The organism is Streptomyces hazeniae (genome assembly GCF_031845485.1).
Lineage (GTDB): Bacteria > Actinomycetota > Actinomycetes > Streptomycetales > Streptomycetaceae > Streptomyces > Streptomyces hazeniae.
In genome coordinates this window covers 113,978-138,128 of record NZ_JAVREQ010000015.1, presented here as the reverse complement: position 1 = coordinate 138,128, position 24,151 = coordinate 113,978, and the positions used below count along the sequence as shown (strand labels likewise).

Here is a 24,151-nt window from a genome sequence, read left to right as displayed (position 1 = left end):
CCCCGGCGGGAGGGCTCCGTTCGGGCGCTGTTCCCGGCGCCGTTCGGGCCCGGTACGGCGGGACCCGCGCGCCGCGGAACCGGGCCCGCCGCCGCCCGTGCCACAGTGGCGCGTCCCGTTCCGGTCGTCACGGGAGGCGACGTGCCGACGCGCCGCCCGATCCCGGGACTCCCACGACCGCGGGAGTCCGTGTCGGGGCCGGTGGGGGCAGGTGAGGACCGGTCGGGGCCGGGACGAGGAGGCGCAGCGCATGGCAGCCGGGTCCGGCACCCCTTCACCGTCGCCCGGCCCCCGCCCGGGCCCCGGCGCCCCGACGGGCGCGGTCGACGACCCTCTCGCCCTGGTGCGCAGCCGCCGCTACGCGGTGCTGCTGGTGGCGTCGGCCCTGCTCGGAGTGCCGGTCTGTGCGGCGGCGTTCGGGTTCCTCGCGCTGACGGAGAGCCTCCAGCACGTGCTGTGGAAGGACCTGCCGGAAGCCCTGGGCCTGGCCGGTACCCCGCTGTGGTGGCCGCTGCCGCTGCTCGCGGTCGGCGGCCTGTGCGCGGGCCTGGCCATCCGCCACCTGCCGGGGAACGGCGGTCACGAGCCCTCCGCCGGCTTCGCGCCCGGTGCCCCGCCGCGTGCGGTCGAGCTGCCGGGCATCGTGCTGGCCGCGCTGGCGTCGCTCTCCTTCGGCGCGGTGCTCGGGCCGGAGGCGCCGCTGCTCGCACTGGGCGCCGGACTGGCCGCGAACGCCGTACGCCTGGCCCGCCGCGATCCGGCACCGCAGGCGGGCACCGTGCTCGGCGCGGCGGGGAGCTTCGCGGCCGTCAGCTCCCTGCTCGGCTCGCCGCTGCTGGGCGCGTTCCTGCTGATGGAGGCGTCCGGGCTGGCCGGGGCGATGCTGGGGCCGGTGCTGGTGCCCGGCCTGCTCGCGGCCGGAGTCGGCTCGCTGCTCTTCGTCGGCCTCGGGTCCTGGACCGGGCTCGGCACCTACGCGCTGGAACTGACCGACGTACCCCCGGCCCAGGACCCGACCGTTCCCGAGTTCGGCTACGCGGTGCTGACCGGTGTCGTCGCCGCCCTGGCCTGCGCGGTCGTCCGCAGGGTCGCCGTCCGGGTGCGCCGATGGGTCGAGCCCCGGCGGGTGACCGGCACGGTCTGCCTCGGCCTGGCCGTCGGCGCCGTCGCCGTCGGCTATGCGGCGGGTACGGACCGGGAGGCGAGCGAGGTGCTCTACTCCGGACAGTCCGCGCTCAGCCCGCTGCTGGCGGACGCCGCCGGCTACTCGGCGGCCACCCTGGCGCTGCTGCTGGTGTGCAAGACGGTCATGTACGCGCTGTGCCTCGCCGGTTTCCGGGGCGGCCCGGTGTTCCCCGCGATGTTCGTGGGCGCCGCCGGCGGGCTGCTCCTCGCCCACCTGCCCGGGCTGTCCCCACTGTCCGGCTTCGCCATCGGCATCGGCGCCATGGGAACCGCCATGCTCCGGCTGCCCCTGACCTCGGTCCTCCTGGCGACCCTGCTGCTCGGGAAGGCCGGGCTGACGGTGATGCCGCTGGTGATCGTCGCGGTGGTCACGGCCTACGTCGGCACCGCCGTGCTCAGCCCTCCCGGGACGGCGGGGGACACCGCGGACCGCTGAGTGCGCGACGGCGCGCCGGCGTCGGGCGGCGCGCATCCCCTGGCGCGCGCCTTGCGGGGCGCCGTGCGCAACGGTCCGGTTCGGCGCACTTCTTCCCCTCCGGGCGCCGTACGCCTCGGCCCGCGCGCCGACGCGCGTCGACTCCGCCAGGAGGCGGTGGCGACGGGCCGGGCCCGAACGGCGGCGGGGCGACGGCACCTTCCCGTGCGTCCGCACCGTGCAGTGCCGACCGGTCCGCCCGCCGCGACCACGACCGTCTGCCGAGGGCGTACGCGGGTGATCCACCGCCCTGCCTCCGCCCGCCTCCGGGTCTCGTTCCCGGAGCCCCGCGCGCCGCCGGACGGGGCCCGCCCGTGGGACGTGGCACCCGTGCGCGCCCCGGCGCCGGCCCGGCTCGCGCGGCGTTCCGCGTAGCCCTGACGCGCACGTGCGCCGCGGAGACGTGGTACGGGAGGCCGACCGATCGGCCGTAGGCTGGCACCGTGCTGCTGCTCGCTCTGGACACCGCCACGCCCGCCGTCACCGTCGCCCTGCACGACGGTGCGCAGGTACTCGCCCGCGCCGACCAGGTCGACGCCCGCCGCCACGGGGAGCTGCTGCTCCCCTCCGTGGACCGGGTGCTCCGTGAGGCGGAGCGCACCCTCGCCGACGTCACGCACGTCGTCGCCGGCGTCGGCCCCGGCCCGTACACCGGCCTCCGCGTCGGACTGGCCACCGCCGAGGCGTTCGGCGCGGCCCTCGGCGTGCCCGTGCACGGCCTGTGCACGCTGGACGGCATCGCCTGGGCGGCCGGTCTGGACACCCCGTTCGTGGTGGCGACCGACGCTCGCCGCAAGGAGGTGTACTGGGCGCACTACGCCGACGCCCGTACCCGGCGGAGTGAACCGTCCGTGGACCGCCCGGCGGACATCGCGGACGCCGTGGCGGGCGTGCCCGCCGCCGGCGCGGGCGCCCGCTTGTACGCCGACACCTTCACCGCCGTCCGCGAGGACCTGCCCGAACACGTGTCGGCCGCGGCGCTGGCCGGGCTGGCGGCGGAACTGCTGACCGCCGACCCCGGCGGCGGCACCGGGTTCCTGCCGACGCGCCCGCTGTACCTGCGGCGGCCGGACGCGCAGGTGCCCAAGAACTACAAGGTGGTCACCCCCCGGTGAGCATCCGGAACGCACGCCCCGCCGAGACCCGGAAGTCCCCGGGCGACGCCCCGACGTCCGGCACCGGCACCCCTGACGGCACCGCCGACGGCACCGGAACGACGGATGGGCAGACGTCGGCGGAGACGGTCGCCCTGCGCGAGATGCGGTGGTGGGACATCGAGGCCGTGCTCGGGCTGGAACAGGCGCTCTTCCCGCAGGACGCCTGGTCGGCGGGCATGTTCTGGTCGGAGCTGGCGCACGCCCGCGGCCCGCACGCCACCCGCCGCTACCTGGTCGCCGCCGCACCCGGTGGGGGCCTCGCCGGCTACGGCGGGCTCGCCGCGGTCGACGGGGTCGGCGACATCCAGACCATCGGCGTGCTTCCCGCCCACGAGGGCACCGGGCTCGGCTCCCGGCTGCTCACCGCACTGCTGGACGCCGCCGAGGGCGCGTTCGGCTGCCGCAGCGTCATGCTGGAGGTGCGCGTCGACAACCCGCGCGCCCAGCGCCTGTACGAGCGCTTCGGCTTCGAGATCGTCGGCGTCCGCCGCGGCTACTACCAGCCCGGCAACGTCGACGCCTACGTGATGCGGCGCCACCGCGATCCCGCGCCGCGCGACGAGCACGACGAGACCCAAGGAAGCCGCCATGGCTGACGAGCCCCTAGTCCTCGGCATCGAAACCTCCTGCGACGAGACCGGTGTCGGCGTCGTCCGCGGGCACACGCTGCTCGCGGACGCCATCGCCTCCAGCGTGGACGCACACGCGCGGTTCGGCGGCGTGGTGCCCGAGGTCGCCAGCCGCGCCCACCTGGAGGCGATGGTGCCCACCGTCGAGCGGGCGCTGAAGGAGGCCGGCGTGTCCGCCCGCGACCTCGACGGCGTCGCCGTCACCGCCGGTCCGGGCCTCGCCGGGGCCCTGCTCGTCGGCGTCTCGGCCGCCAAGGCGTACGCCTACGCGCTCGGCAAGCCGCTGTACGGGGTGAACCACCTCGCCTCGCACATCTGCGTCGACCAGCTGGAGCACGGCGCGCTGCCGGAGCCGACGATGGCGCTGCTGGTCTCCGGCGGCCACTCCTCGCTGCTGCTCGCCCCGGACATCACCTCCGACGTGCGGCCGCTGGGCTCGACCATCGACGACGCGGCCGGCGAGGCGTTCGACAAGGTCGCCCGCATCCTGCACCTCGGCTTTCCCGGTGGCCCGGTCATCGACCGGTACGCGCGCGAGGGCGACCCGCGGGCGATCGCGTTCCCGCGCGGGCTCACCGGCCCGCGCGACGCGCCGTACGACTTCTCCTTCTCGGGCCTGAAGACGGCCGTCGCCCGCTGGATCGAGGCGAAGCGCAACGCGGGCGAGGACGTGCCCGTCGCGGACGTGGCCGCGTCCTTCCAGGAGGCGGTCACCGACGTGCTGACCCGCAAGGCGATCCGTGCCTGCAAGGACGAGGGCGTCGACCATCTGATGATCGGCGGCGGCGTCGCGGCCAACACCCGGCTGCGGGCGATGGCCGAGGAGCGCTGCGCGGACGCCGGCATCACGCTCCGCGTGCCACGGCCCAAGCTGTGCACGGACAACGGAGCGATGGTGGCCGCGCTCGGCGCGGAGATGGTCGCCCGGAACCGGGCGGCGTCCGACTGGGATCTGCCCGCCGACTCGTCCCTGCCGGTCACGGAACCGCATGTTCCGGGCCGGGACGGGCAGGAGGACGGCGAGGCGGACGGCCATGACCACGCTCACGGGGCCCACGGTCACGCGCACGGCCACCGCCACGACCACGACCACGTGCACGAACTGAGCAGGAAGAACCTGTACGCATGACCGTCGCGCTGATGTGGGAGGCCAAGGCCGTCGAGGGCCGCGGCGACGAGCTGCTCTCCTGGGCCCGTCACCAGGTGCTCTCTCCGGCGCCGCTGCGCCGCGAGACCTACCGCGCGCCCGGCGACCGGGTGCTCGTCATCGCCTGGTGGCACGCGGGCTACGACGCCGACCTCCCCGAAGTGCCCGAACCGCCGGCCGAGCTGACGGCCCGCCCGGTGCACCGCTGGCGCTTCGAGCAGGTCCAGCCCGCCTGACGGCCCACCACCTCGGAGGTGGTGCGCCGCCGGGCGGGCCGGACCCGTGCGGCTCAGGTCACCAGGCGCCGCGCCGGTCGAGCAGCCTGTGCACGCCGTGCAGGAGCATGAACGGCAGGAAGGCCAGCAGGGGCCCCCATGCCAGCAGGTACGTCCAGAAGACGCCGGTCGTGAGCGGCGACGGCAGGGCGTCGTCCTCCACGGCCGGTGCCGCGTCGAGGGCGTAGCAGTCCGAGGCGTAGTCGTCCTCCGGTATGTCGCCGACGTAGCGGACGAGGCGGTCCAGCCGGTCGGGCACGTCCAGGTCGGACGCGTTCCGGGCCGGGCCGAAGGGCTCCTCCACGTCCAGCGGAACGTCCCAGAGCAGCGTGTCGTCGATCGGAGTGCCGCAATTGGTGACCGCGATGTCGCCGCCCACGGGGTCGGCGAACGCGTAGACGCCGGTGCGGCCGGTCGTGAACCGGAGTTCCTCGGCGAAGACCGGCAGGTCGCCGTTGCTCGCGGCGTGGGAGAGGTTCGGGATCTCGACGACGTACATCGGCACGTCGAGACCTGCGATCCGCTTCTCCAGCCGTGACCGGTCGGCCTCGGACAGGGTGCTGGGGCTCTCCGGGTCGCTGTAGACCGGGGCCTGTGCCAGCCCCTGGGCGACGCGCTGGGCGCGGGCGTCCAGGTCCGCCCGCGTGGGCATGGTGTCCGGCTTCCAGCTCCCGCCGCTCAGGAGGAACACGGTGCCGGCGAGGAGCGCGGTGCCGAGCCCCACGCAGGCGTAGCCGATGCGCGCGTGCAGCCGTTTCGTGGCCGGGTCCCAGGACTTCGGTAGGGGTCCGGAGCCCTTCCTGGCCTTCTTCCGCCCGCCGGAGCCCTGTGCGGCGGCCGCCGCACGGGCGCGCCGCTCCGTGCGCCGGTTCAGGGTGAGTCCCGCGCAGAGGAAGACCGCCAGCGGGACGCCGATGACGGCGACGGCCGCGAGGGCGATCCGGTCCAGCCGTACGGTGCGGTCGAGGTACTGCTCCTCCGGCCGCGGCTTGCCCGGACCGTGGGCGTTCTCCGCCCGCTGCTTGAGGCGGGCGGCGTCGCCGGAGGTCAGGACGGTGACGAAGCGGTCGAAGAAGTGCTCCGACCCGGCGTCCTCCGGGGTCTCGTACAGGACGGTGGCCAGCGCGTCCCGCGCCGGGACGTCGACGCCGTACGCCTTCGCCGCGTCCACGCGTTCCTCGTCGAGCAGCACGTACAGGCCGCGTTCGCCCGTGCGGGCGTGCACGGCGTCGAGCAGCGCGTGGCCCTCGGTGCCGGCGCTGCGGCCGGGCAGCACCGCCACGTAGGTGGGCACGCCGGTGCGTTCGGCGATCCGCGCGTACCGCGGCGCGGCCGACCGCGGCACCGCGCGCGGCACCTGGTCGCTGACGTAGACCGGGTTCTTCCGCAACTGCTCGGCCAGGTAGGCGGCCTGGGCGGCGTAGCCGCCCTGCCTCCGGTCACCGGCGCGCTCGTCGGCGGCGGCCTGCGGAGCGGCCGCGCCGAGCAGCAGTCCGAAGGCCACGAGGGTCAGGGTCACGACACGTCTGAGCAAGATTCCCCCTGAGGTGGGCACAACGGCCCACCATCCTGCCCGCCCCTCGACCGGCGGCGAACAGCGGGCCGTTATGGGGGAGTTCGACCGTCCCGGCGACCCGCTCGGCCGTCCCGGCGGCCCGGGCCACCGGCCGGGCCGGGGGTCTCAGCGCCCCCGCGCGGTCCGGCGGAAGTCGCCGCGGGCGACCCGTGCGGCGAGGGACGCGTCACCGAGCGAGCCGTACCCGGTCGCCGCCCACAGACTGTCCTCGGACGCCACCTCGAAGTACGGCACGTCCCGGCCGTCCACGCGGTCCGTCAGCACCTCCGGCGCACGGTGCTCCCGTACGGCGCTCGCGCACGCCGCGCAGGCTGCCACCCGCAGCCCGTCGCGGCGCCCCATCGGACGCCAGCGGATCGTGCGGTCGGCGCGGCCGTGCAGCGGGTGGAAGAAGCACAGCGGCAGCGGCGCCTGCCGCGCGCCCTTCCCGCCGCCCCCGCCGTCGGCCTCGTGCAGCGCGTCCCGGCCCTCCGCGACGAGCGCGAGCACGCCCGCCAGGTCGGGCAGGCCGCGGGCACCGTCCAGCACGGTCCCGGCGGCGGCGTAGGCGTCCAGCGCACGCGCCAGGGCCGGGCCGGCGCCCTCGCGGTCGCCCGTCTCCTCGCCCAGGGCGACCACCTCCTCGTGGGCGCGCCGCCGCAGCGTCTCCTCGTCGGCGGCACGGGCTGCGGCGAACACCGCCTGGGGCGCGGCGAACGGGGAGGCGGGGCCGGTACGCCGTCCGCCGCCGCGCCCGCGACGGCGGACCAGGACCGTGGTGCCCAGGAGCAGCAGCGCGGCCGCCACCGCGAGCACGCCGACCGTCGTTCCCGTGGCGTCGTCGCCCGTGTCGTCGTCGCCCGCGGCGCGGGAGTCCCCCGCGCCCGTGCCCGCGCCCGGGGCGTCCGTGCGCAGGTCCGCGGTCGCGTCCTCGTACGCCTGGCTGCCGTTCCCGGCGTCGATGATCTCGATCGCCCTCTCGATGCGGGCCGCGAGGCCGGCCTCCTTCATCTCCTCCTCGTGGTAGACGGCGCTCGCCGCCTCGCGGGCCTGGTGCCGGTCGCGCGGCCAGTCGAAGCCCTGCACGTCGCCGGAGCCGAAGTCGTCGCCGGAGGTGAGCACGACCATGTCGCCGCCGCCGAGCCGGTCCCGTACGACATGGGCGAGCTGCTCCGCGTCCCCGTTCCACGGGTCGCCCTTGACGAGCGGCACCAGGACGACGCGGATGTCGATGCCGGTCTTCTCGATCCGCGCCACCAGATCGCGCCGCTCCTCCGGGGTGACCGCGTGCTCGAGACCGGGGCCGACGTAGACGGGCGAGGTGCGGAGGGCGTCGGCGATCTCCTCGCCGGGGCTCGGTGCGGCGCTGGCGGGGAAGGCGGCGCCCAGCCAGAGGAGCAGTGCTGCGGCGACGAGGACGACGGGCCGCAGGCGTCGGGGGGCGAGGGGTTCAGTGGACACCGAGGTACTCCCGTATGTCGTCGACCAGGTCCTCGGTGTCGGTGTCGAAGAGCTGGACGGGGCCGTCGAGTTCGTCGTAGCGCACGGCGCTTCCGCCGTCGGGCGGCGGCAGCCGCAGCATCAGGTCCACGGCCGGCCGCCCCGAGGCCAGCTCGTCCCGGCAGTGCGCGCAGACCGGGGTCCGGGTCGCCTGCGCCGCACCGGGCAGCCGCACGCGGTGCCGGGCGGTGGCGGGTCCGTGCAGCGGGTTGAGCGGACACGGCACGTCGGCGTGCCGCACGGAACGGGCCCGTGCGGCGTGCGCGCCCGCCCGGACCAGGGTGAGCGCGCAGGCGAGTTCCAGCGGGTCCGCGTCCCGGTCGAGACGGTGGTCGCCGTCCTCGTCGACGAGGAGGCGGGCGGCGTCCAGGCAGGACCACACCCGTTTCCGCACGTCGGCCGGGAGGGCGGGCCCTTCCGCGTCGAAGACGGTGCCCAGGTCGCCGAGTTCGGCGTGCAGTGTGCGGCGCAGCCAGCCCGGGGTGGGGCGGTCGGGAGCGGGCGCGCCGGAGCCGGGGGACGGCGGGCCCGCCGTGGTGCCGCGGGCGCCGCCGGTAGACGTACGGGCACCGGCGGCCGCTCCCGCGCGCGTGGGGGACCTCAGGCCCGCCAGCCCGAGGACGACCGCGGTGACGCCCAGCAGCAGGACCGCCGCGAGCGGGCCGATCACGGTGAGGCCGGGCCAGAAGTCCTCCGACACCAGTGGCGGCAGCAGGTCCTCGGCGGCGGCGTCGGGGGCGGGTTCCGGGTCGTAGTACGGCTCGCCGGGCGGGCCCTGCGGAGCCTTCTCGATGTGGGCGAACAGGGCGGTGAGCCGTTCCGGCAGCAGCCGGTCCTCCGCCTCCCAGACCGCCTCCGTGGAGTTCTCGACCTCGTCGGGAAGGCGGTAGAGGGCGGCTTCGTCCAGCCGTGCACCGTAGTTGGAGACGGTGATGCGGCCGCTGCCGGTGGAGTCCGCGACGACGAAGACGCCGTCCTGCCCCAGCTCGTCGTGGAGGCGTTCGGCCAGCAGCCTCTCGTCGCCCGCGCAGGCGTCCTCGGTGACGACGGGCAGCGCGGCGACGTACACCGGGACGTCCAGTTCCGCGAGCCGGTCCCGCAGTTGCCGCTGCTCGGCGGCGTCGAAGACGGCGGGGCTCTCCGGGTCGGCGTAGAACGGGCTCTCGCGCAGGCCGGCGGCGACGCGTTCGACGCGGGCCCGCAGGTCCTGCGCGGTGGGCGGCGGGCCGGCGTCGCTGCGGGTCTCGTCGCACACCACGTGGCCGCCCACGCCGACGAGCGTCGCGGTGACGGCACCCGCCAGGACCAGCGCGACGCGGGGGGTCGGGCGTCGCCGTGCGGGGCGGACGGGGGAAGGGCCGCGGGCGGCGGAACGCCCGCTGGAGGAGGGCGACGTGGACAGGTCGGTGCGGCGCTCGCGCGGGGCGGCGGCCGTACCGTCCCGGCGCCGTTCGCCGCGCCGCACCACGTGCCAGCCGCACAGCACGACGGCCAGCGCCGAGCCCGACATCAGCGCACCGGTGACGAAGCTCTGATTGTTGCGGTCGGTGCGGCTCGGGTACCGGTCGGCGGGGTCCTCACCCCGGCGGTACGCCCGCGCCGCCGCGTCCGCGCGGGCGGCGGCCTCGCCGGAGTCCAGCACCTCCACGAACCGGTCGAAGGCCGCCACCGCCCCGGCGTCGCCGGGAAGTTCGTACTGCGCGGCGCGCATCGCCTCCCCGGCGGAGGCCCGTACGCCGTAGGCGGCGGCCGCGCCGTAGATGCCGTCCTCGCCCAGCACGACGTACACGCCGTCCTTCCCCAGGCGGTCGTGCACGCTCGCCAGCAGCGCCTCGTCGTTCACGCCGAGCCCGTCGGACGGCAGCACCATGAGGTACGTGGGAACGTCCAGGCGGGCGGCGGCGCGTGCGAACAGCGGGGCGGCGGACCGCGGGACGGCTCTCGGCACCTGGTCGCTGACGTAGACCGGGTTTTCGGCCAACTGCCGTGCGAGGTAGGCGGACCGGGAGACCTGCCCCTCGCCTTCGCCTGCGAAGGCCGGGGCAGGGCCGGCGAGCACCAGGACGAGCGTGAGCAGGATCAGGCGTACGGCTCGTCCCACGGTGCCCCCCGGTGTCGCGTGTGGGCACCATCCTGCCGGGCGACGTGCGCCCTGCGAACCCCGGGGGCCGAAGCGGCCTACCCGCTCGCCGGGTGGCCGAGGAGCATCGTGGGGGCGCCGGCGACGCGGGTGAGGAAGACGGTCGCCGAGGCGCGCCCCTGCGGCTTCACCTTGCGGCGGAGTTCCTCGGGTTCGACGGCCGAGCCGCGCTTCTTCACGGTGAGCGTGCCGACGTCGCGGTCGCGCAGGAGCGCGCGGAGCCGCTTGAGGTGGAACGGCAGCACGTCGGTGATCTCGTAGGCGGTGGCGAACGGGGTCGGGGTGAGCGCGTCGGCGGTGACGTACGCGATCGTCGGGTCGATCAGCCGGCCGCCGACGGCCGCCGCCACCTCCGCGACGAGATGGGCGCGGATCACCGCGCCGTCCGGCTCGTAGAGGTAGCGGCCGACGGGGCCCGGCTCCGGGTCGGGCAGCCCGGCGCCGTGCAGGGTCGCGCCCTGCGGCAGCAGCGTGGCCCGCACGCGCGGACCGTCTCCGCCCGCGGGCCCGCCGAACCACAGCACGGCCTCCTTCACGTCCCCGGCGCAGGAGATCCACTCAGCCTCGGCCTCCTCCGGCACCACGTCGTGCGGGATGCCGGGCGCCACCTTGAGAGCGGCGTGCCGCGCGGCGCGCGCGGTGTCGATCGCCCAGCTCAGCGGCGGGGAGTAGGCCTCCGGGTCGAAGATGCGGCCGCCCCGGCGCCCGCCGCGCCGGGCGGGGTCGACGAACACGGCGTCGCAGCCGGTGAGGTCCGCCGCGGCGACGTCGCCGCAGCGCACGTCGATCAGGCCGTCCAGCCCGAGTGCCGCCGCGTTGGCGCGGGCGACGGCGCAGGTCAGCGGGTCGCGGTCGACGGCCCGGACGGACAGGCCGGCCCGGGCCAGGGCGAGTGCGTCGCCTCCGACGCCGCAGCCCAGGTCGGCGACGCGGCCCACCCCGTGCGCGGCGAACCGGGCGGCGCGGTGCTCCGCGACCGCCGTACGGGTGGCCTGCTCCAGCCCGTTCGGCGTGAAGAACATCCGGGCCGCGTCCGCCGCGCCGAACTTGGCGACGGCTCGCTGCCGCAGCCGGGCCTGCGCGACGGCCGCGGTCACCAGCGACGGCGGATGCGTCCGCCGCAGCCGGGTCACCACGGCCAGCTCGTCCGCGGGGTCGTGGTCGCGCAGCGCGTGCAGCAGCGTCGCGCCCTCGGGCGTCAGCAGCGCGGCGAACGCGGCGACGTCCGCTGGTACGTCGTCCGGCGGGGAGTCGGGTACGGCGCCCGGTGCGTCGTCCGGCGGGTCGGGGGGACCTGGTGTGTCGGGGGTGTCGGATACGGCCACACGGCTCATTCTCCCCGCCGCGCCGGAACGTCTGCGGGGTGTCCCCGGGAGCGGGTGGCACGATCCGGCGTCATGCGAGTAATACGACAAAAGGTAAATATGGCCGGACGCATGACCCGTCCCGTCCTGGCCTTCTCCGCCCTCGCGCTACTCGCCGCCCTCGCCCCCGGAGCGGGAGCGACCGACGAGCCGACGCCCGCCTCGGCCGCCGGCGACCCGGCGCAGGCGGACGGGTCCGCCGCAGAGGGAGCGGGACCCGGGGCCGCCACGGCGACCGGTGCCGGAGCCGCCGGCCCCCGCGAGGACCGGGCGGCACCGGGGGAGCGGGAGGACGCCTCGCGACGGGACGGCCGGACCGGGGCACCGTCCGCGACGCGTCACCGCGACGACGGCCGGCCCCCCGGTCACGGGGGCGGGGAACCGGCCGCCCGCCCGCGCGCCGCGGACCGCCTCGCCGCACCGGCACGCCGCCCGCTCGCGCTCTCCGCCGCCGTGGGCCCCGCCGCGCGCGCCCGGGCGCTGACCACCGCCGACACCCTCGCCGCGCACGCCGCACGCATCCAGCGGCGGGTCGCCGCGTACCACCGCTGGGGGCTTCAGCCGCCGCCACCGCGCCCCGCGCCGCCCGTCGTCAAGCCACGCGTCCGTGGCGCCACGGTGGTGCGCCGGGTGCCCACGGACGACCGGGTCGTCTTCCTCACCATCGACGACGGCGCGCGGAAGAGCCCCGAGTTCCTGCGCATGGTGGACGACCTCGACATCCCCGTGACGTCCTTCCTCGCCGACGACGAGGCGGTGCTCGGCCCGGGATACGGATACTTCCGCCGCCTGGAGATCCTCGGCGGGACCGTCCAGAACCACACGCTCACCCACCCCTACCTGCCGGCGCTCTCCTACCGGGAGCAGCGCCGCGAGATCTGCGGGCAGCAGGACCGCATCCAGAAGGAGATGGGCGGTCCCCAGCCGCGCCTGTTCCGTCCGCCGTACGGCGCCTACGACCGGGACACCCTGCGCGCGGCCCGCGCCTGCGGCCTGGACGCCGTCGTGCTGTGGGGCATGGAGGCCTGGGCGGACCGCATCGACTTCCAGGAGCCCGGCGCCGACCTCTACCCGGGCGCCGTGATCCTCACCCACTACCGCGGCCCGGCCTCCTGGGGCGACGGCGGCACCATGGCCGACATGCTGCGCGGCGTGCTGGAGGCCGCCGCCGAGCAGGGCTACGCCGTCGGCCGGCTGGAGGACTACCTGTGAGCGGCCCGCCCGCTCACCGCCCGTACAGCGTGGTGAGGTTGATCTCCATGGGGAACGGGACGACGACCGAGAGCGTGTCCCGGTGGATGCCGGTGGCCACGTAGGCGCCCGTGGTGTCGTCCAGCTCGTAGGCGTGCACGACCGTCCGGTCGTCCTCCTCCTCGACGCGCCAGAAGTGCCGGATGCCGGCGTGGGCGTACTTCAGCGGCTTCGTCTCGCGGTCCCGCGCGACGGACTCCGGCGAGACGATCTCGACGACGAGGACGACTTCCCCGGGCAGGTAGGAGGTGCGCTGCTTCTTCGGGGGCGCGTCCACGACCAGGATGTCCGGCTCCGGGCGCTGACGTTCACCCAGACGGATGGTCATCTCGGCGGGTACGCGAAGGTGGTGCGGGGCCGCGAGCTCTATGGCGTTGGCCAGCCGCCGCATGACGATGCTGTGGAACTCGGTCTGCGGCGACTTCAGGATGAGAGCTCCGTCGATCAGCTCGGTGCGCGGGGCGGACGGCGGAAGCCGGTCCAGGTCGTCGGCCGTCCAGCCGTCCGGGGGCGCCGGCCACAGCCAGTCCGGCAGGGATTGCGCGCTCACCGTCGGCACTCCTTCGCAGGGCGGACGCCTCGACGCGTCGATGCCGCTCAGCGTACCGCCGAGGCCCCGGGACACTCCGGTCGTTGGCACTCTGGTTGACGGAGTGCTAACCGCGGCATAATCTCGGTTCTGGCACTCTCCACCGGTGAGTGCCAAAGGCGCGACGGGCAGATCCGGCACCCGCGACGACGGGTCTTCCAGGTCGCCACCCCAGACATTCATGACCCCGCTGAGAACTCCGAAGGGGGAGGTCGGATCGTGACGACCGCCACCAGCTCCAAGGTTGCCATCAAGCCGCTCGAGGACCGCATCGTGGTCCAGCCGCTCGACGCCGAGCAGACCACGGCCTCGGGCCTGGTCATCCCGGACACGGCGAAGGAGAAGCCCCAGGAGGGCACCGTCCTGGCCGTCGGCCCGGGCCGCTTCGAGGACGGCAACCGTCTGCCGCTCGACGTGTCCGTCGGCGACGTCGTGCTGTACAGCAAGTACGGCGGCACCGAGGTGAAGTACAACGGCGAGGAGTACCTCGTCCTCTCGGCTCGCGACGTCCTCGCGATCGTCGAGAAGTAAGCACCTCCAGCAAGCCGAGAAAGCCGAAGAGAAGCTTTCGATCCGCGCCCCGGTACCCGCCGTGCATGAGCTTCCGGGACCGGGGCGCGGTTCATTCGAGAGGACCCATAGCTCCCATGGCCAAGATCCTGAAGTTCGACGAGGACGCCCGTCGTGCCCTCGAGCGCGGCGTCAACAAGCTCGCCGACACCGTCAAGGTGACCATCGGCCCCAAGGGCCGCAACGTCGTCATCGACAAGAAGTTCGGCGCCCCGACCATCACCAACGACGGTGTCACCATCGCCCGCGAGGTCGAGGCCGAGGACCCCTACGAGAACCTCGGCGCCCAGCTGGTGAAGGAGGTGGCTACCAAGACCAACGACATCGCGGGCGACGGCACCACCACCGCCACCGTGCTGGCGCAGGCGCTGGTCCGCGAGGGCCTGCGCAACGTCGCCGCCGGCGCCTCCCCCGCCGCCCTGAAGAAGGGCATCGACGCCGCGGTCAAGGCCGTCTCCGACGACCTGGTCGGCACCGCCCGCCCGATCGACTCCAAGGAGGACATCGCTGCGGTCGCCGCGCTGTCCGCCCAGGACAAGCAGGTCGGCGAGCTGATCGCCGAGGCGATGGACAAGGTCGGCAAGGACGGTGTCATCACCGTCGAGGAGTCGCAGACCTTCGGCCTGGAGCTGGACTTCACCGAGGGCATGGCCTTCGACAAGGGCTACCTGTCGCCCTACATGGTCACCGACCAGGAGCGTATGGAGGCCGTCCTCGACGACCCGTACATCCTGATCCACCAGGGCAAGATCAGCTCCATCCAGGACCTGCTGCCGCTGCTCGAGAAGATCATGCAGGCCGGCAACAGCTCCAAGCCGCTGCTGATCATCGCCGAGGACGTCGAGGGCGAGGCGCTGTCCACCCTCGTCGTCAACAAGATCCGCGGCACCTTCAACGCCGTCGCCGTCAAGGCGCCCGGCTTCGGCGACCGCCGCAAGGCGATGCTCGGCGACATGGCCACCCTCACCGGCGGCACCGTCATCGCCGAGGAGGTCGGCCTCAAGCTCGACCAGGCCGGTCTGGACGTGCTGGGCACCGCCCGCCGCGTGACCGTCACCAAGGACGACACCACCATCGTCGACGGCGGCGGCAAGGCCGAGGACGTGCAGGGCCGCGTCGCCCAGATCAAGTCCGAGATCGAGACCACCGACTCCGACTGGGACCGCGAGAAGCTCCAGGAGCGCCTGGCCAAGCTGGCCGGGGGCGTCTGCGTGATCCGCGTGGGCGCGGCCACCGAGGTCGAGCTCAAGGAGAAGAAGCACCGCCTGGAGGACGCCATCTCCGCGACCCGCGCCGCGGTCGAGGAGGGCATCGTCTCCGGTGGCGGTTCCGCGCTGGTGCACGCCGCCAAGGTGCTCGAGGGCTCGCTCGACAAGAAGGACGACGAGGCCACCGGCGTCGCCGTGGTCCGGCGCGCGCTCGTCGAGCCGCTGCGCTGGATCGCCGAGAACGCCGGCCTGGAGGGCTACGTCATCACCTCCAAGGTCGCCGAGCTCGACAAGGGCCAGGGCTTCAACGCCGCCACCGGCGAGTACGGCGACCTGGTGAAGGCCGGCGTCCTCGACCCGGTCAAGGTCACCCGTTCCGCGCTGGAGAACGCCGCGTCCATCGCGTCGCTGCTCCTCACGACCGAGACCCTGGTCGTCGAGAAGCCGGCCGAGGAGGACGAGGCCGCCGGCGGCGGTCACGGCCACGGCCACGCGCACTGAGCCTGCCCGCTCGGCACGCCGACGACGAGGCCCGGCACATCCCCGCGGGGATGTGCCGGGCCTCGCCCGTTCCGTCAGCTTCGACCTCGCGTCTTCCTCAGCGCGAGCCCGGGGGGAAGAAGTCGTGGATGAGCTCTGCGAGTTGGACCGGGGAGTCCTCGGGTACGAAGGCGCCCGCATCCGGCAGTGTGACGAGTTCGGAGTCCGGGAGATCGCGGTGGAGCCGGTAGGCATGCCGCAGCGGAAAGACGCGGTCGTACTCGCCCCAGGCGAGCAGTACCCGGCGGGGGAACCGACGCAGGCCTTCCACCGCGCCGAGGGTGTGGCGCGCGTCGAGGTCTCGCAGCGCCTTGGCGAGGTCATGGCGGACAGCGGCGTCGCGGCGCATCGGTGTGACGTACGAGGTGAGCGCCGCGGCCTCGATCGGCCGACGGGTCAGCAGGCCGTAGGCGAACGGAAGTCTGCGTAGCCCGCCGGATCGCAGCAGCTGTGCCAGCACGGCCATGCCACCGGGCGTCTTCGCCAGCAGCGGCAGGGTCCGGAAGACCGGAGGGAGGAAGTTCTCGTAGGTGTCGCAGGAGGTGAGTACGACGTCGTGCACGACCTCCGGCCGGTGCGCCATCAGCAGCTGCGCCAACGCGCCCCCGGTGTCGTTGCCGACGAGTCGCGCGGGTGCGAGCCCCAGTGTTTCGACGGCTTCCGCGACGAGCCGGGCCATGGCGGGCGGGTCCAGCCGCGCCCCGGGGGACATGGGCAAGGTGTGGGAGCCGAACGGCAGGTCCAGCACCACGCAGTCGAACCGGTCGGTCAGCAGGGGGACCACCTTGCGCCACAGGTTGCCGTTGACCAGGGGGCCGTGCAGGAAGACGAGCGGCGGGCCGTGACCCGAACGGCGGTAACGGAGCGCGCCGCCGGTCACCTCCACCTGCCTGTAGGGGGCGCGCAGGAAGTCCGCGACCCGCGGGCCGGTGAACTCCGGCGCGCCGGGGACGCGTGTCCCCGTGCCGGTGCCGCGTTCCTCGCGGTGCTCTCCTCTGTTCGCGGATGCCATGGGATTCCTTCCTCTGGTGGGGCGAGCGGGGATCGGAAGGCGAGACGCCACTACGAGCTGTATCTGACAGTACGTCAGGTATGCGCGGTGCTGTGGTGTCGCCGCACGCCGCGGCGCGCCAGTGTGGCCAGCGCCCGCACTTCCTCGACGAACCGGTCCGCCGTCGACTGCAGCAGCGGCTGCCGGGCGTCGTCGCCGGAGAGGCAGACGGTGTGGGTCTCCCGGAAGGTGGTGAACATCGCCTGCATCCCCGCCCCGGGAAGCAGCGGGGGGACACCGAACAGCGAGATCACCGGGCTGCCCCCGAACGTCAGCCGGTCTGCGCACAGCCGGGCGTTCGAGCAGACGAGGGAGTACAGCCGCCGACGGCCGAAGTAGCTGCGGCTGAAGGAGGCGAGCGCGGGCGCGGGAAGCTGGACGGCGGCGGCGGAGAGCCGTGCCGCGCCCTCGGCCCTGTGAAGGGCCTTGTTGCGGGCCATCGCCCGGTGCACCGCCCGCAGCCGCGTGACGGGGTCCGCTGCCGCGGGTGGAAGGGGGATCCGGACCGCCGAGGCCCCGTTGCCGAGGCGTTCGGCCTCCGAGGGGGAGCGCAGGTTCACCGGGACGGACACGTAGCGGCGGCCCCCGGAGGCGGCCGGACTCAGGCCGGCGGGCAGCACGCCGAGGGCTCCGGCGAAGGCGGCGAGAACCACGTCGTTGACCGTCGCCCGCAGGAGGGGGGCTGCCTCCCGCGCGGCCTGGACCACCTCGTCCTGCACGGTCGCCCAGGCGATATGGCGGTTGCCGCGGTCGGGTGGGGCGTCTGTCGGTCCTGCGGAGCGGCGTGTCATGCCGCAGAGCGCGTGCACCACCGGCGGTACACCCCGGCGGGGGCGGAAGGCCGGGCTCGTGGCTTCCGGGTACGGCGGGAGAGCGGGAAGCGCGCCCGGGCCGTCGCAGAGCGCCCGCATCATCGTGCCCAGCGACGCCATGTCGAGCAGTGCGTGGTGGGCGCGCAGTACCAGGGTGAAGCGTTCCGGGGCGGTGTCCGGGAGGAGGTGCAGGTGCCACAACGCGCCGCCCGGCACGCGGGGCATGCGTTCCGTGACGAGTGTGCCCGTCACCTCGGCGGTGGTGACTCCCGGCCGTGCAGGAACGACGCTCACGTGCTCCGCCGGGTCGAGGTGGGCTGCCTCCGTCCAGCGGCCGGTGCCCGGAGCGTTCTCGTCCGCATGACGGCGCAGCCGCAGGCGCGGTGGCGGCGCCCAGTACTGCTCGACCCTGTCGCGCAGTTCACCGATCTGTGGTGCTGCCCCCTGCACCGTCGCCACCACGGCCAGTGAGAACGAGGTGCCGCACGCTTCCTGCCCGACGGCCATCAACGTGTCGAGGGCGGGCAGCCGGCGGCTGACGTCGCGTTCGGGAACCGCCGGAGGCTGCGCCGTTCGCCGCATGAGTACCACGGCCACATCCTTTCGTTCGGGTGTCCGTGGTGTTCTTACGTGCCCGGCGTCGCCTTCCCTCGGGACGGATCGAGGCTGCACCCGGATGGCGGGAGAAGGATGCTTCGCCACCGGCAGATGAGAGAGATTACGCCTGCACCGCGGCTTCCCCTCGCACTATGACCAACTATGCACTCATAAGAAGGGAGATGCCTTGAAAAGTTCCGAATCGAGCTTTGTGCCTCTTAGGGTGAAAGCGTTCACAGCGCACGACGAAGGAGCTTGAGATGACCCCGGTCGACAACCCGCTCTCCCTGTCGCCGACGCGGCGCCGCACGCGGCGCAGGCACGCGGACCGTGAGGCCGAAGGTGCGGCCGACGCCCCGACCGTGGACGAGGTTCTGAGCCGGGTGACACGCATGAAGCCGCTGCTCCGGGAGCACAGCGCTCAGGGCGAGGAGGACCGTCGGCTCCCCGAGGAGAGTGTCCGCGCGCTCAGCGGGGCGGGCGCTCTCCAGCTCACGATGCCCCGGCGGTACGGCGGTTGTGAAGCCGGTGTCCGGTCCCTGCTGGACGTCTACTCCGCCCTCGCCGAGGCCGACGGAGCCGCGGCCTGGGTCACGATGGTCCTCAACTCCGGCGCCTTCAGCGTCGCCCTGTTTCCCGAGGAAGTGCAGGACGAGGTCTTCGCCGTCGAGGAGCCGGCCCGGATCTCACCCGTGGTCGCGGCGACCGGGCACGGCCACCGGGAGTCCGGCGGCTGGCGGGTGAGTGGCCGCTGGCACTACGCCTCCGGCTCCTGGCACGCCACCTGGGCGGCGGTCGGCATCCCGGTCACCGACGAGTCGGGCGAGTTGATCGACCAGGCGATGGTCCTGCTGCCGCGCACGGACTTCACGGTCGAGGACACCTGGCGGGTGAGCGGACTGCGCGCGAGCGGCAGCAACTGCATCGTCGCGGACGACGTGTTCGTCCCCGAACGCCGTGTCGGGTCGGCCCTGGCCCGGCTCGCCGGCGACAACGTGCACGACCACCCCGGCGGGCCGCTGTACCGCTCGTCGGTGGCGTCGTTGCTCACGCTCGTCGTGGTCGGCCCGTTGCTCGGACTCGCGCGCGAAGCGCTGCGGCTGGTCACGCAGAAGGCGCACGGCAAGCCGGTCTCCTACACCTTCCTTGCCAACCAGGCCGAGTCCACCGCCTTCCAGGCCGAGCTCGCCCGTGCCGCGACGAAGATCGACACCGCGCACCTGCACGCCTACCGCTCGGCGGACGACATCGATCGGGCCGCGGCCGCCGGAGTCCCCCTCGACCCCGCCGTACGGGCCCGGGTGCGGGCGGACGTCGGGCTCGTCGCCGAGTCGGTCCTGGAAGCCGTCGACCTGCTGGTCACGGCTCACGGTGCCGGCGCGTTCGCCGATGCGGGCGCCCTGCAACGCATCTGGCGGGACGTGCACATCGCCGCCCGGCACGGGGCGCTGCAGCCGGGAATCGGCTACGAGGTTCTCGGCAAGACCCTGCTGGGTGTCCCACAGAACCTCAGCGTCTTCGTCTGAGCGTCACGCGCGCGAACGACGCCCGCGCGGCGGTGCCGTACCCCGCACGCCGTCCCCCCACATCTGTAGAAGGAGTATCGATGACCACCCCCGCTACGGCCACGGCACGGCCGAAGAAGGGAAGTCCAGTCACCGGGCGACCGACCGGCCCCGCCGAACTCGTCGCTCGGGCCCGGAAGCTGCGCCCGCTGCTGCGTACGTACAGCGCCCAGGGAGAGAACGACCGCCGACTGCCCGAGAACAGCTACCGGGCCCTGGCCGAGGCTGGGCTGTTGCGTCTGTCCGTACCGAGGCGGTTCGGCGGCTACGAGGCGTCGCTGCGTGTCCAGACGGAGGTCAGCGCGGTTCTCGCCGAAGCCGACGCCGGCGCCGCGTGGATCGCCGCCGTCGGGAACTCGAACGCCTTCAGTCTTTCGCTCTTCCCCGAGTTCATCCAGGAAGAGGTGTTCGGCGCGGACCCCACAGCCCACCTCTGCGGTGTGGTGGCGCCGTCGGGAGAGGCACAAGCGGTCGCCGGCGGCTGGCGGGTCACCGGCCGCTGGCACTACGCCTCCGGGTCGTGGCACTCCGGCTGGGCTCTGCTCGGCGTCCCGCTGAGGGACGAGTCCGGCGCGACGGTGGACCACGCTCTCGCGCTCGTCCCCCGGAGGGATTTCACGGTCGAGGACACCTGGTACGTGTCCGGGCTGCGGAGCAGCGGCAGCGCCTGCGTCGTGGTCGACGACGTGTTCGTGCCGAAGGCCCGTGTCCTCTCCGTGCTGGAGTTCCTGGCGGGCGACAACGCCGACCGGTACCCGCACGCCCCCCTGTACCAGTCCTCCGTGGCCCCGGTGCTCTCCGTACTCCTCGCCGGCCCCCTCCCGGGCCTCGCCCGTGAAGCCCTGCGCGTGGTCAGCGAGGAGGCTTCGACGAAGACGTTCGCCTACACCTTCTTCGCCAACCGCGCCGAGTCCGCCCTCGTCCAGGCGCAGGTGGCACAGGCGGCGATGAAGGTGGACTCGGCGCACATGCACGTCTGCCGTGCCGCGGACGTCATCGACCGTGCGGCGGCAGCCGGGGTGCGGCTGGACCGCTCCGCACGGGCCCGCATCCGTGCGGACATCGGCTACGTGGCCGACCTGACCACCGAGGCCGTCGAGCTTCTCCTCGACGCTCACGGAGCCGGAGCCTTCGCGAACAGTCATCCGCTGCAGCGTATCTGGCGTGACCTCTCCGTGGCCGCCCGCCACGCCGCGCTCGTCTCCTCGGTGGGATACGAGGCCCTGGGTAAGGCCATGCTCGGCATCGATCAGCCGGTCAGCATGCTCGTCTGAGCACGCCGGCCCGGCCGGCCGGGCCCGCAGAACGCCCCGCGGGGTCTCCTCGCCGCCGGCGCCCCTCCGTTCCCGTACGTCGGCCCGCAGGCCCGTCACACGCCCGGCCGTCGTGCCGTCGACGTCCCCCGCCTCTTCCGCCACCCTCTTCCCCCCCCCACCCCCTTTCCCCTGCCCGCCTGCCGTCCGTACGACGGCCGGACGCACGGATGCGTCAGCGGGCCCCCGAAGAGCCGTGCGGCCGCCGCGCCGCAGCTTCGCCCTGCCCACCCTTCTCCTGCGCATCGGAGGAAGACCATGGCACCGCCCTGTGCCTACGTGATGGCTGAACACGCACCCTCAGCGGAGGCAAACCCCTCGCAGTGGGAAGACGAAACGAACTCGCCCTGGGAGGAGCCGCGTCTGTTAGCGGGTGAACGTGCAGCGTTCGCGCTCCGCTTGAACTCCGTGACCGGGCCCGAGGTCCCTTCTGCGCCCCAGCCGCCTCTCGAGAGGACGGAGCGGTCCGGGGAGCCACAGCAGAGTCACATCTGGGAGGAGATCCTCGAGCACCGGGAACGCCTCATGAGGCTGGTCCGGCGAAAGCTCCCGAACCGCCAGGACGCCGAGGACTGCGTGCAGGAGACGATGCTGCGCGCCGCGGTGCACAACGGATTGGACTGCGGCCGCCTCGGCGCCTTCCTCACCACCGTGGCGACGCGGCTGTGCATCGACCACCACCGCGAGCAGAGGCGGCGCCGGCAACTACTGCCGCGGGCGGTGACGGTGGAGTGCGAAGTGCCCGAGGACGGCGTCTGCGACCAGGAGTTCGGGCGCTGGCTGCTGGAGCAGGCGCGCGGACTCCGGGGCCGGGAGCAGCAGGTGATGCTCGCCCGGGCCCGCGGCATCTCGACGGCGGAATTCGCCCGCATCCACCAGATTTCCGTGAAGGCGGCAGAAGGCGCCTTCACCCGAGGCCGGGCGCGTCTGCGTATGGCCTGCGCGAGGGCGCTGGAAGGCACCGGCCACTGAAGGCCCGACGCCGGTCCGTTCCCAGCGCGGGACATCGCGCCCCACAGGACGGGAGTCAGGCCGCGGCCGGACGCCCGTGCAGTCGAAGGAAAGCACACGACAAGGAAGAGGTATCGGCCCATGGCCAGGAAAAGGAACACGCAGAACACGTTCAAGGACCTGCTGGGGGACGTCGGCGACAGCTACAAGCGAGCGTTCGACGACCTCCTCGACCGGGACGACGACAAGGGCGACGACGACTGGTTCTCGCAGGCCGCCCGTCTTCAGGCCCTTGCGAACCCGGCCGGCCTGCTGAGCGCGATGGGCGGCCCGGGAGGAGGGAACCCGCTGACGGCGCTGGGCGGTGCGGGCAACCCCCTCGCGGCGCTCGGAGGGGCCAATCCCCTGGCGGCCCTCGGCGGCGGCGCCGGAGGGGGCAACCCGCTGGCGGCCCTCGGTGGCGCCAACCCGGCGAACGCCCTGTCCGGCATGGCAGGCGCCACCCAGGCGATGGCGGCTCTCCCGCAGCAGATCACACAGCTTTCCGAGCTCATCGGCTCGCTCCTCACCACCCTGCAGGGGGTGCAGCAGGGAGCTGAATCCCTGACCAGCGGGCTCGGGGGTCTGGCCGGCGGTCTGACGCAGGCCACCGGCACCCAGAAGTGACCCGTCCGCCCGGCCCGCGCCGGGCGGCGCGGACCTGAACCGAAAGGAGGAAGCCTCACGATGGGGTCCCACGTCACCGAGCGGTTGCGCCTGGTCGTGAAAGTTCTGGGCGGTCTCGTCGCCGACGAGGTCGGAACGGCCAGGGGCAGGCGTGGTGGCGTCGGATGGAACGGCCCGTTCCCGGCGGAGGCCGAGTCCTCCGCCGGGAACGAGCACCGCCGTGCCAGGGCGGTGCGGAAGGCGCTGGAAAGCCTCGGCCCGTTCTACGTCAAGCTCGGGCAGATGCTGTCGACACGGCCGGACATGGTGCCGCAGTCGATGATCGACGAGCTCGAGAACCTGCACGACCGGGTCGACGTTCAGCCGTTCTCGTTCTTCGAGCCGGTGCTGGCCGAGGACCTGGGGCCGGACTGGAAAATGCGGTTCGACGACGTGCAGATGCAGGAGCCCCTCGGGGCGGCCTCCCTGGCCCAGGTGTACCGGGTCACGCTCCCCGGAGGCCGCCCGGCGGTCGTCAAGATCCAGCGGCCGGGGATCCGTGACCGGGTGCTCGCGGACATGGCGCTGATGCGCAAGGCGGCGCGGATCGTGGCCCGGGTGGCGCCCCGCTTCAACGAGGTCCTGGACGTCGAGGGCATGCTGACGTCGGTGTTCGACGCGATGGAGCCCGAGTTGGACTTCCGCGGCGAGGCCCGCAACATGGACGACGCCCGCGAACACGTACGCAGGTATCGGACCCTCCGGGTACCGAAGGTGCTCCACGCCACCCCGCGGGTCCTGGTGCAGTCGATGGCGCCGGGTTCCTCCGTGCGTCATGTCGATCGTGCCGAATTCGATGACGACGAGCGGCTCGAGATCGCCAGGGATCTCGTCCGCTACATGTATCGCGGCTACTTCGTCGACCGGATGTACCACGCCGACCCGCACGCCGGGAACGTGTTCGCCGCACCCGGCGAGCCGGCCACGCTCATCGACTGGGGCATGGTCGGGCGCCTCGACCGGCGCACCAGCCTCCGTCTGTTTCCGCTGCTGATGGCACTGGTGCAGAACGACGGCCACGACCTGGCACGGCACTGGGCGGAGATGGGACGGGTCACGCCCTGGTCCGACATGCCGGGGTTCGCCCACGACATGGCCTCCTTCGTGCCCCAGATCTCCCACCTCTCCCTGGAGGACTTCAACTTCGGGGTCTCGCTGACGAAGGTGCTGCAGCGGGCGACGAAACGGGGCATCGCCTCGCCGCCCGCGCTCTCCCTGCTCGGGAAGTCGTTCGCCAACCTGGACGGTTCGGTGCGCTGCCTGGCACCGGAGATCGTCGTGCCCGACGTCTTCCGTGAGGAGGCGCCGGGCATCCTGCGCGACCTGCTCTGCGAGTTCCTCTCCCCCACGCAGCTCCTGCGCAACGGCATGGAGTTCCTGGTCTCCGCGTCCAGCGTCCCGCAGGAGTTGCGGGGCCTTCTCTCCGATACCGCCAACCGCCAACTCGCCCTCCAGGTCCACGAGCCGAGGACGTCGTCCGCGATGGGCGGCGAACGTCGCCTACGGCCCTCCACCGGTGCGATGGCCCTCGGACTCCTTGCCCTGCTGATCCGTACGAGAAGAAGGAAGTGA

Annotated in this window: 20 protein-coding genes; 13 read left to right on the top strand and 7 right to left on the bottom strand. The window is 73.7% G+C overall.

All coding sequences use genetic code 11. The features are described 5' to 3' along the window. The first annotated feature begins 250 nt into the window (after nt 1–250). The 5 genes from RM572_RS17605 (at nt 251) to RM572_RS17585 (ending at nt 4,829) form a co-directional block, all read left to right on the top strand. Complete coding sequence (locus RM572_RS17605; RefSeq protein WP_311674311.1) at nt 251–1,621, top strand: chloride channel protein; 1,371 nt, start codon at nt 251–253, stop codon at nt 1,619–1,621. A 482-nt stretch (nt 1,622–2,103) separates the two neighbouring features. After that, entirely contained in the window at nt 2,104–2,775 is a 672-nt protein-coding gene (tsaB, locus tag RM572_RS17600; protein ID WP_311674310.1) for a tRNA (adenosine(37)-N6)-threonylcarbamoyltransferase complex dimerization subunit type 1 TsaB, read from the top strand. A 143-nt stretch (nt 2,776–2,918) separates the two neighbouring features. Then, a complete protein-coding gene (rimI, locus tag RM572_RS17595) occupies nt 2,919–3,413 on the top strand; it encodes a ribosomal protein S18-alanine N-acetyltransferase (protein WP_311674344.1) in 495 nt (164 codons plus the stop codon). Then, nucleotides 3,406–4,575 carry a tRNA (adenosine(37)-N6)-threonylcarbamoyltransferase complex transferase subunit TsaD gene (tsaD, locus tag RM572_RS17590; protein ID WP_311674309.1) on the top strand — a complete coding sequence of 390 codons (1,170 nt, stop codon included), beginning with the start codon at nt 3,406–3,408 and terminating at the stop codon, nt 4,573–4,575. Before rimI ends, tsaD begins: the two co-directional genes overlap by 8 nt. Continuing rightward, complete coding sequence (locus RM572_RS17585) at nt 4,572–4,829, top strand: hypothetical protein (RefSeq protein WP_027763346.1); 258 nt, start codon at nt 4,572–4,574, stop codon at nt 4,827–4,829. The genes tsaD and RM572_RS17585 overlap by 4 nt, the downstream gene beginning before the upstream one ends. 58 nt (nt 4,830–4,887) lie before the next feature. Here the strand turns inward: RM572_RS17585 and RM572_RS17580 are convergent, their stop codons facing one another. The 4 genes from RM572_RS17580 to RM572_RS17565 form a co-directional block, all read right to left on the bottom strand. Beyond that, complete coding sequence (locus RM572_RS17580; protein ID WP_311674308.1) at nt 4,888–6,387, bottom strand: hypothetical protein; 1,500 nt, start codon at nt 6,385–6,387, stop codon at nt 4,888–4,890. Between the two features lie 162 nt (nt 6,388–6,549). Next, entirely contained in the window at nt 6,550–7,884 is a 1,335-nt protein-coding gene (locus RM572_RS17575; RefSeq protein ID WP_311674307.1) for a hypothetical protein, read from the bottom strand. Beyond that, nucleotides 7,874–10,024 (bottom strand): hypothetical protein, encoded by a 2,151-nt coding sequence (locus RM572_RS17570; protein ID WP_311674306.1) that lies wholly within the window; start codon nt 10,022–10,024, stop codon nt 7,874–7,876. Before RM572_RS17570 ends, RM572_RS17575 begins: the two co-directional genes overlap by 11 nt. Nucleotides 10,025–10,101: 77 nt before the next feature. Beyond that, nucleotides 10,102–11,388, bottom strand: coding sequence for a class I SAM-dependent methyltransferase (locus tag RM572_RS17565; RefSeq protein ID WP_449657222.1), 1,287 nt, complete (start codon nt 11,386–11,388; stop codon nt 10,102–10,104). Nucleotides 11,389–11,499: 111 nt separating this feature from the next. Here RM572_RS17565 and RM572_RS17560 point away from each other — a divergent pair, with 111 nt between their 5' ends. Further along, nucleotides 11,500–12,639 (top strand): polysaccharide deacetylase family protein, encoded by a 1,140-nt coding sequence (locus tag RM572_RS17560; protein ID WP_311674305.1) that lies wholly within the window; start codon nt 11,500–11,502, stop codon nt 12,637–12,639. A gap of 13 nt (nt 12,640–12,652) precedes the next feature. On the opposite strand, the gene RM572_RS17555 is transcribed toward RM572_RS17560, so the two are convergent. Continuing rightward, complete coding sequence (locus RM572_RS17555) at nt 12,653–13,228, bottom strand: Uma2 family endonuclease (RefSeq protein ID WP_311674304.1); 576 nt, start codon at nt 13,226–13,228, stop codon at nt 12,653–12,655. Nucleotides 13,229–13,486: 258 nt separating this feature from the next. Here RM572_RS17555 and groES point away from each other — a divergent pair, with 258 nt between their 5' ends. Together groES and groL are read left to right on the top strand one after the other, a co-directional pair. Then, nucleotides 13,487–13,798: a co-chaperone GroES gene (groES, locus tag RM572_RS17550; protein ID WP_027763338.1), complete on the top strand. Its 312-nt coding sequence runs from the start codon at nt 13,487–13,489 to the stop codon at nt 13,796–13,798. 116 nt (nt 13,799–13,914) lie between these two features. Then, nucleotides 13,915–15,546: a chaperonin GroEL gene (gene groL / locus RM572_RS17545; protein WP_136182785.1), complete on the top strand. Its 1,632-nt coding sequence runs from the start codon at nt 13,915–13,917 to the stop codon at nt 15,544–15,546. Between the two features lie 97 nt (nt 15,547–15,643). Here groL and RM572_RS17540 read toward each other — a convergent pair whose 3' ends face one another. Continuing rightward, the gene (locus RM572_RS17540) at nt 15,644–16,597 is read right to left on the bottom strand and encodes an alpha/beta fold hydrolase (protein WP_311674303.1); all 954 of its coding nucleotides are present in this window, start codon (nt 16,595–16,597) and stop codon (nt 15,644–15,646) included. Nucleotides 16,598–16,671: 74 nt separating this feature from the next. Further along, nucleotides 16,672–18,030, bottom strand: a complete 1,359-nt coding sequence (locus RM572_RS17535; protein ID WP_311674342.1) for a WS/DGAT domain-containing protein — start codon at nt 18,028–18,030, stop codon at nt 16,672–16,674. A 275-nt stretch (nt 18,031–18,305) separates the two neighbouring features. Between RM572_RS17535 and RM572_RS17530 the strand changes: the two genes are divergently transcribed. From RM572_RS17530 to RM572_RS17510, 5 genes are all read left to right on the top strand, one after another. Then, nucleotides 18,306–19,571 carry an acyl-CoA dehydrogenase family protein gene (locus tag RM572_RS17530; RefSeq protein ID WP_311674302.1) on the top strand — a complete coding sequence of 422 codons (1,266 nt, stop codon included), beginning with the start codon at nt 18,306–18,308 and terminating at the stop codon, nt 19,569–19,571. Nucleotides 19,572–19,651: 80 nt separating this feature from the next. Continuing rightward, nucleotides 19,652–20,884, top strand: coding sequence for an acyl-CoA dehydrogenase family protein (locus RM572_RS17525; RefSeq protein ID WP_311674301.1), 1,233 nt, complete (start codon nt 19,652–19,654; stop codon nt 20,882–20,884). Between the two features lie 528 nt (nt 20,885–21,412). Beyond that, nucleotides 21,413–21,895, top strand: a complete 483-nt coding sequence (locus tag RM572_RS17520; protein ID WP_311674341.1) for an RNA polymerase sigma factor — start codon at nt 21,413–21,415, stop codon at nt 21,893–21,895. 120 nt (nt 21,896–22,015) lie between these two features. Then, the gene (locus RM572_RS17515) at nt 22,016–22,540 is read left to right on the top strand and encodes a hypothetical protein (RefSeq protein WP_311674300.1); all 525 of its coding nucleotides are present in this window, start codon (nt 22,016–22,018) and stop codon (nt 22,538–22,540) included. 60 nt (nt 22,541–22,600) lie between these two features. Then, entirely contained in the window at nt 22,601–24,151 is a 1,551-nt protein-coding gene (locus tag RM572_RS17510; protein ID WP_311674299.1) for an ABC1 kinase family protein, read from the top strand.

What these genes read in the sequence shown, in the direction of transcription:
- RM572_RS17605 (WP_311674311.1), top strand. Translation starts at nt 251, where the DNA reads ATGGCAGCCGGGTCCGGCACCCCTTCACCGTCGCCCGGCCCCCGCCCG.
- rimI (WP_311674344.1), top strand. Translation starts at nt 2,919, where the DNA reads ATGCGGTGGTGGGACATCGAGGCCGTGCTCGGGCTGGAACAGGCGCTC.
- tsaD (WP_311674309.1), top strand. Translation starts at nt 3,406, where the DNA reads ATGGCTGACGAGCCCCTAGTCCTCGGCATCGAAACCTCCTGCGACGAG.
- RM572_RS17585 (WP_027763346.1), top strand. Translation starts at nt 4,572, where the DNA reads ATGACCGTCGCGCTGATGTGGGAGGCCAAGGCCGTCGAGGGCCGCGGC.
- RM572_RS17560 (WP_311674305.1), top strand. Translation starts at nt 11,500, where the DNA reads ATGACCCGTCCCGTCCTGGCCTTCTCCGCCCTCGCGCTACTCGCCGCC.
- groL (WP_136182785.1), top strand. Translation starts at nt 13,915, where the DNA reads ATGGCCAAGATCCTGAAGTTCGACGAGGACGCCCGTCGTGCCCTCGAG.
- RM572_RS17540 (WP_311674303.1), bottom strand. Translation starts at nt 16,597, where the DNA reads ATGGCATCCGCGAACAGAGGAGAGCACCGCGAGGAACGCGGCACCGGC.
- RM572_RS17535 (WP_311674342.1), bottom strand. Translation starts at nt 18,030, where the DNA reads ATGCGGCGAACGGCGCAGCCTCCGGCGGTTCCCGAACGCGACGTCAGC.
- RM572_RS17530 (WP_311674302.1), top strand. Translation starts at nt 18,306, where the DNA reads ATGACCCCGGTCGACAACCCGCTCTCCCTGTCGCCGACGCGGCGCCGC.
- RM572_RS17525 (WP_311674301.1), top strand. Translation starts at nt 19,652, where the DNA reads ATGACCACCCCCGCTACGGCCACGGCACGGCCGAAGAAGGGAAGTCCA.
- RM572_RS17515 (WP_311674300.1), top strand. Translation starts at nt 22,016, where the DNA reads ATGGCCAGGAAAAGGAACACGCAGAACACGTTCAAGGACCTGCTGGGG.
- RM572_RS17510 (WP_311674299.1), top strand. Translation starts at nt 22,601, where the DNA reads ATGGGGTCCCACGTCACCGAGCGGTTGCGCCTGGTCGTGAAAGTTCTG.